General features: G+C 72.7%; 6 protein-coding genes. All 6 read right to left on the bottom strand.

Going from position 1 to position 5,242, the window contains the following annotated elements:
• Positions 1–77: 77 nt before the first annotated feature.
• The gene (locus KS423_RS37700; protein ID WP_224284248.1) at positions 78–500 is read right to left on the bottom strand and encodes an SHOCT domain-containing protein; all 423 of its coding nucleotides are present in this window, start codon (positions 498–500) and stop codon (positions 78–80) included.
• A gap of 98 nt (positions 501–598) precedes the next feature.
• The gene (locus KS423_RS37695) at positions 599–1,183 is read right to left on the bottom strand and encodes an NUDIX domain-containing protein (protein ID WP_224284247.1); all 585 of its coding nucleotides are present in this window, start codon (positions 1,181–1,183) and stop codon (positions 599–601) included.
• Positions 1,180–2,340 (bottom strand): type III polyketide synthase, encoded by a 1,161-nt coding sequence (locus KS423_RS37690; RefSeq protein ID WP_224284246.1) that lies wholly within the window; start codon positions 2,338–2,340, stop codon positions 1,180–1,182. The genes KS423_RS37695 and KS423_RS37690 overlap by 4 nt, the downstream gene beginning before the upstream one ends.
• 48 nt (positions 2,341–2,388) lie before the next feature.
• Positions 2,389–3,594 (bottom strand): cytochrome P450, encoded by a 1,206-nt coding sequence (locus tag KS423_RS37685; protein ID WP_224284245.1) that lies wholly within the window; start codon positions 3,592–3,594, stop codon positions 2,389–2,391.
• A gap of 188 nt (positions 3,595–3,782) precedes the next feature.
• A complete protein-coding gene (locus KS423_RS37680; protein ID WP_224284244.1) occupies positions 3,783–4,493 on the bottom strand; it encodes a response regulator transcription factor in 711 nt (236 codons plus the stop codon).
• A partial coding sequence (locus KS423_RS37675) for a sensor histidine kinase (protein ID WP_224284243.1) occupies positions 4,490–5,242 on the bottom strand: 753 nt, incomplete at its 5' end. The genes KS423_RS37680 and KS423_RS37675, both read right to left, overlap by 4 nt.

The raw sequence follows: 5,242 nt of genomic DNA, 5'->3' as shown, positions 1-5,242 counted from the left end.
GACGGACGGACCGCGGCCGGGGCCGGTGGACGCACCCCTGCGTCCACCGGCCCCGGCCGTCGTGCCCGTCCGGACGTTCAGGCCAGGATCTTCTCCTTGGCCTTCTGGTACTCCTCGTCGGAGATGGCGCCCTTCTCCTTCAGGTCCGCCAGTTTCGCCAGGTCGTCGACGTGGCTGCGGCCGCCGGCCTCCGGTCCCGACGCCGCCGCGTCCCGGATGTAGGCCTTGAACGCGGCCTGGCTCTCCTGGGCCTGTTGGATGTCGCGCTTGGTCATCGACTGCCCGCGGGCGATCAGGTACACGAGGACGCCGATCAGGGGCAGGAGGATCACCAGGACCAGCCAGCCGGCCTTGCCCCAGCCACCGAGGTCGTGGCTGCGGAAGATGTCCGTGATGATCTTGAACAGCAGGAAGAACCAGAGGATCCAGAGGAACAGCTCCAGCATCGTCCAGAAGATGTTGAGCAGCGGGTAGTCCACGGCCAGTGATGTGGTGTCCATGGCCGAGTAATATCACCACAAAACGGACACTCTCACTCGATGTTCCGCCGTTCCGGTGACCTTCCGCAGCCGCGGGAACGGCTGCCGGGGCCGGGATCTCAGCCCAGTCCGGCCCGGCGCCGCAGTTCCACCGCCAGGGCCACCAGTTCGCCCCACCAGGCGTCGTGCCCGGCCAGCAGCAGCCGCTGGGCCTCCGCGGACGGCACCGGACGGACCTCGACCACCTGCTCGCCGTCCGCCGGATTGGTCGGCGCGGAGTCCAGCGCGACCTCGCCCCAGCCCCACAGCCAGGCCTTCTCCGGGTGCGGCTGCCACGGCCGGTACGGCACCGGGTCCTCGGTGCGGCAGCGGTGCGCGCCCAGCCAGTGGGCCTCGCCGAGCAGCCGGGCGCCGGCCTCCTCCCGCAGCTCGCGGGCCAGGCAGGAGGCGATGCTCTCGTCCTGCTCCCGGGTGCCGCCGGGCAGGAACCAGTGGTCCCGGTCGTCCCGGCAGAGCACCACCTGACCGTCCGCGAAGCCGACCAGGTGGATGTTGGTGACCAGCGCGTCCGGCGGCGGCTCGGTGGAGAACTGCGCGTCGAACCGCCCCCAGCTCCAGTACTGCGGTGCGTGCAACGCCGGGAACAGGGCGGCGAGTTCGGCGGATCTGGCAGAGGCGTCGGTGCGGTCCGTGGTATCGGTCATTCGCAGATCGTAGTGGTGGCCGGGAAACGCCGGGGGGCGCTCGGATGGACGAGGGTGATGTCGGAGGTGGAGACGGCGAGCGGGCGGAGCGGACGCGGTACCGCGGCCGGTGCGCCGACCCAACTGCCGAGTGAGATCTCGGCGGTGATGCCCGGTCCGAAGCCGGCGATCAGCCCGGTGGTGCCCTCGGGCGCGCCGCCGTCGGCGAACAGCCGGGCCAGGGCGTCGAAGACCACGGCGCTGGCGATGTTGCCGCGCTCGGTGAGCGTCGCCCGGCTGTAGCGGAAGGTGGCCGGTTCCAGGTCGAGGAAGCGGCACAGGTCGTCCAGGATGCGCGGGCCGCCCGCGTGCACGATGTAGAAGCCGAGCCCGGAGACGTCCCAGCCGTGCTCCCCGGCCAGGCCGCGCAGTGCGGGCGCGAGCATCTCCATCGTGCCGGGCACCCGCTTGTCCAGCTGGAAGTGGAAGCCGGTGTCCTTCACCCCGTACGAGATCCAGTCCTCGGTGTGCGGGACGAGGTGCGAGCCGTTGCGCTCGACCTGCACGCCGTGCCCGCCGCTCCCGCGCATCACCACGGCGGCGACCGCGTCCCCGAACAGGCCGTTGGAGAGCAGCGAGCCGACGCCGAGGTCGGTCGGCTGGTAGCAGAGCGAGCAGAACTCGCAGGCGACGATCAGCGCGTTGGCGCCCGGATAGGCGCGGCAGAAGTCGTGCGCCCGGTTGACGGCGGCGCCGCCGGCCGCGCAGCCGAGCTGGGCGATCGGCACCTGGCGGGTGTCGGAGCGGAAGCCCATGGTGTTGATCAGCCAGGCGGTCATCGACGGCATCATGAAGCCGGTGCAGGACACGTAGACGATCAGGTCGATGTCCCGGGCGGTCAGTTCGCCGTGGGCGAGGGCGCGTTCGACCACCGCGGGGACGCGCCGCTTGGCCTCGCGCTCGTACACCTCGTTGCGGACGGTGAAGCCCGGGTGGGTGAGGGTGCGCTCGATCGGCTGGACCAGGTGCCGGGTGCGCACCCCGGTGTTCTCGATCAGCCGTAACGCCAGGCCGAGTCGGGGGTGGCCGGCGTGCAGGGTGCGGGCCAGGTCGAGGGTCTGTTCGAGGGTGATGACGTGCTCGGGCACGGCGATCGCCGGGCGGCAGAGAGTTGCCATGGTGTGGGTCTCCCCGGTGCTGCGGGAACGGTGAGTTGAGGGGAGGCGCTACCAGGCCACCGGCAGGGTGCGCGGGAAGCGCCAGATCGAGCCGGAGTTCCAGTCGAGTTCGGACGGGTCGACGGCCAGCCGCAGGCCGGGGAACCGGCGCAGCAGGGTGCCGATGGCGACCTGAAGCTCCATCCTGGCCAGGTGCGAGCCGAGGCAGTGGTGCTGGCCGTACCCGAAGGCCATGTGGGTGGGTGCGCCGCGGTCGAGGTCCAGCTCGTCGGGGTGCTCGTAGACCGCCGGATCCCGGTTGGCGGTCAGGTAGGAGACGTGCACGGCCTCGCCGGCCCGGATCGGCACGCCGCCCAGTTCGACGTCCTCGGTGGCGACCCGGGCGATGCCGACGCCCTGGCGGAACGGGATGAAGCGCAGCAGCTCCTCCAGGGCGCGCGGCAGCATCTCCGGCCGGGCGCGCAGCTTGGCGAGCTGCTCGGGGTGGGTGAGCAGGGTGTAGGTGAGGTTGCCGAGCTGGTAGGTGCTGGTGTCGTGGCCGGTGACCAGCAGGACCATCGCCATGACGGTCAGCTCGTCCGGGTCGAGCAGCTCGTCGCCGTCGCGGGCGGTGGCCAGGGCGCTGATCAGGTCCTCGCCGGGGTGGGCCCGGCGGGCGGCGGTCAGCTCGGTGAAGTAGCCGCGCAGCGCGGTCTTGGCGGCCTCCTGGCCGTCCCGGCTGCCCGGGCCCATCCGCATCATCGCGACGGCGTGGCCGCGCAGTTCGGCGCGGTCGGCCTCGGGGATGTCCAGCAGTTCGCAGATGGTGGTGAGCGGGAGGCGGCCGGCCAGGAAGTGCATCAGGTCGGCGGGGGCGCCGTGCTCGGTCATCTCGTCGAAGTAGCCGTCGACGGTCCGCTGGGTGGTCGGGCGCATCCGCTCGACCTGGCGGTTGGTGAAGCCCTGGGCGACCAGCCGGCGCAGCCGGTTGTGCGCGGGCGGGTCCATCAGGTTGATCGCCTCGGCCTGGGCGATCGGGGCCGGCGTCATCCGGGGCAGGTCGCGGCCGATGCCCGCGGCACGGCTGAACCGGCGGTCGGTGGTGACCGTCTTGACGTCCTCGTAGCGGGTGGCCAGCCAGGCCTCGCCCTCGCCGTGCGGCAGCCGGATCCTGGCGACCGGGGCCTCGGTGAGCAGTTGCTTCAGGAGGGGGTCGAACTCCAGGCCGTCGGTGTGGTGGAAGGGGCAGTCCCACACGGGGGCGGTGGTGGTCACGGGCCGGTCCAAGTGTCCTCGTCATGCCGGGTGGTGGCGCCCGAGGTGTCGGTTCTGTTCGGGCGTGGACATGCAGATGCTGCCCCATGGACCGGCAAAAAGGGGGATTTGGCGAGGAGTTAGCTCTAAGGAGTGAGATTCGGATGATAGTCGCGCGAATTGGCGCATACGGAAAGGGACGTTGACGGTCAGCCGCCCCCCGGTGCGACCAGCCCGGTCTCGTAGGCGAGGACCACCGCCTGCGCCCGGTCGCGCAGGTGGAGCTTGGCGAAGATCCGGGCCACGTGGGTCTTCACCGTCGACTCGCTGAGCGTCAGTTCGCGTGCCAGTTCGGTGTTGGACAGCCCGCGCCCGAGCAGTGTGAGCACCTCCGCCTCGCGCGGGGTGAGCGGGGCGAGGTCGCGGTGCAGCGGCGGGCCGTCGGCACCCGGGGCCGGCCGCGGGGCGCCGGCCGCGAAGCGCTCGACCAGGCGCCGGGTGATCGAGGGGGCGAGCAGCGCGTCCCCGGTGTCCACCAGCCGGACGGCGGCGGCGAGGTGGGCCGAGGTGACGTCCTTGAGCAGGAAGCCGCTGGCCCCGGCGGACAGCGCGGCGTAGACGTAGTGGTCCAGGTCGAAGGTGGTCAGCATGATCACCCGGCAGCCGGGCACCTGGGCCAGGATGCGCCGGGCGGCCTCCAGGCCGTCCGTGCCGGGCATCCGGATGTCCAGCAGCGCGACGTCCGGGCGGTGCAGCACCGCGGCGGCCACCGCCTCGGCGCCGTCGGAGGCCTCGGCGACCACGTCGATGCCGCGGGCGGTGAGGATCATCCGGAAACCGGTGCGGACCAGCTCCTGGTCGTCGGCGATCACCACGCGCGGACGGCGTTCCCGGTCCTGCTCCACGCCGCCCCCCGTCACGGCCGGTCCAGCGGGATGCGGGCGCGGACCCGGAACCCGCCGCCGAGCCGGCGCCGGGCGTCCAGGTCACCGCCGTACACCGCGACGCGCTCGCGCAGGCCGATCAGTCCGCGCCCGGCCCCGTCGGGCCGCGGCCCGACCGGCGCGGCGGGTGCCCCGGAGAGCACGCTCGGGCCGCTGTTGAGCACCTCCACCCGCAGGTAGTGGTCCGCGTAGCGCACCGTCACCTCCGCCGTCACCCCGTCCCCGTGCTTGAGCGCATTGGTCAGCGCCTCCTGGATGATCCGGTACGCCGTCACGTCGATGCCGCCGGGCAGCGGCCTCGGCTCGCCGGAGATCCGCACCTCGACCGGCAGCCCGGCGAAGGCGAACCGGTCGATCAGCGGGCTCAGCCGGCTCAGGCTGGGCTGCGGCGCGAAACCGTCCGCGGCCGGCTCCTCGCTGCCGTCCGCGGCGGGGGCGAGCAGGCCGAGCAGGTGCCGCAGTTCGGTCATCGTGTCCCGCCCGGCCGCCTCGACCGCGGCCATCGCGGCCGCCGCCTCCTCGGGCATGGTGGCCAGCACCTCGCGCGCGGCCCCGGCCTGCACCACCATCAGGCTCACGTTGTGGCTCACGATGTCGTGCAACTCGGCGGCGATCCGCGCCCGTTCGGCGTCCACGGCGGTCCGGGCGGCGCTCTCCCGCTCCCGCTCCAGCAGCCAGCCGTGCTCGCCGACGGCCGCGCGGTGCAGCCGCCGCGCCCGGGCGAG

The organism is Streptomyces sp. LS1784, assembly GCF_020103755.1.
In the GTDB taxonomy this organism is placed as follows: Bacteria; Actinomycetota; Actinomycetes; order Streptomycetales; family Streptomycetaceae; genus Kitasatospora.
This window is presented reverse-complemented; position numbering and strand designations above follow the sequence as displayed.

Coding starts and splice junctions, on each gene's coding strand:
- KS423_RS37700 (WP_224284248.1), bottom strand. CDS start 500: ATGGACACCACATCACTGGCCGTGGACTACCCGCTGCTCAACATCTTC.
- KS423_RS37695 (WP_224284247.1), bottom strand. CDS start 1,183: ATGACCGATACCACGGACCGCACCGACGCCTCTGCCAGATCCGCCGAA.
- KS423_RS37690 (WP_224284246.1), bottom strand. CDS start 2,340: ATGGCAACTCTCTGCCGCCCGGCGATCGCCGTGCCCGAGCACGTCATC.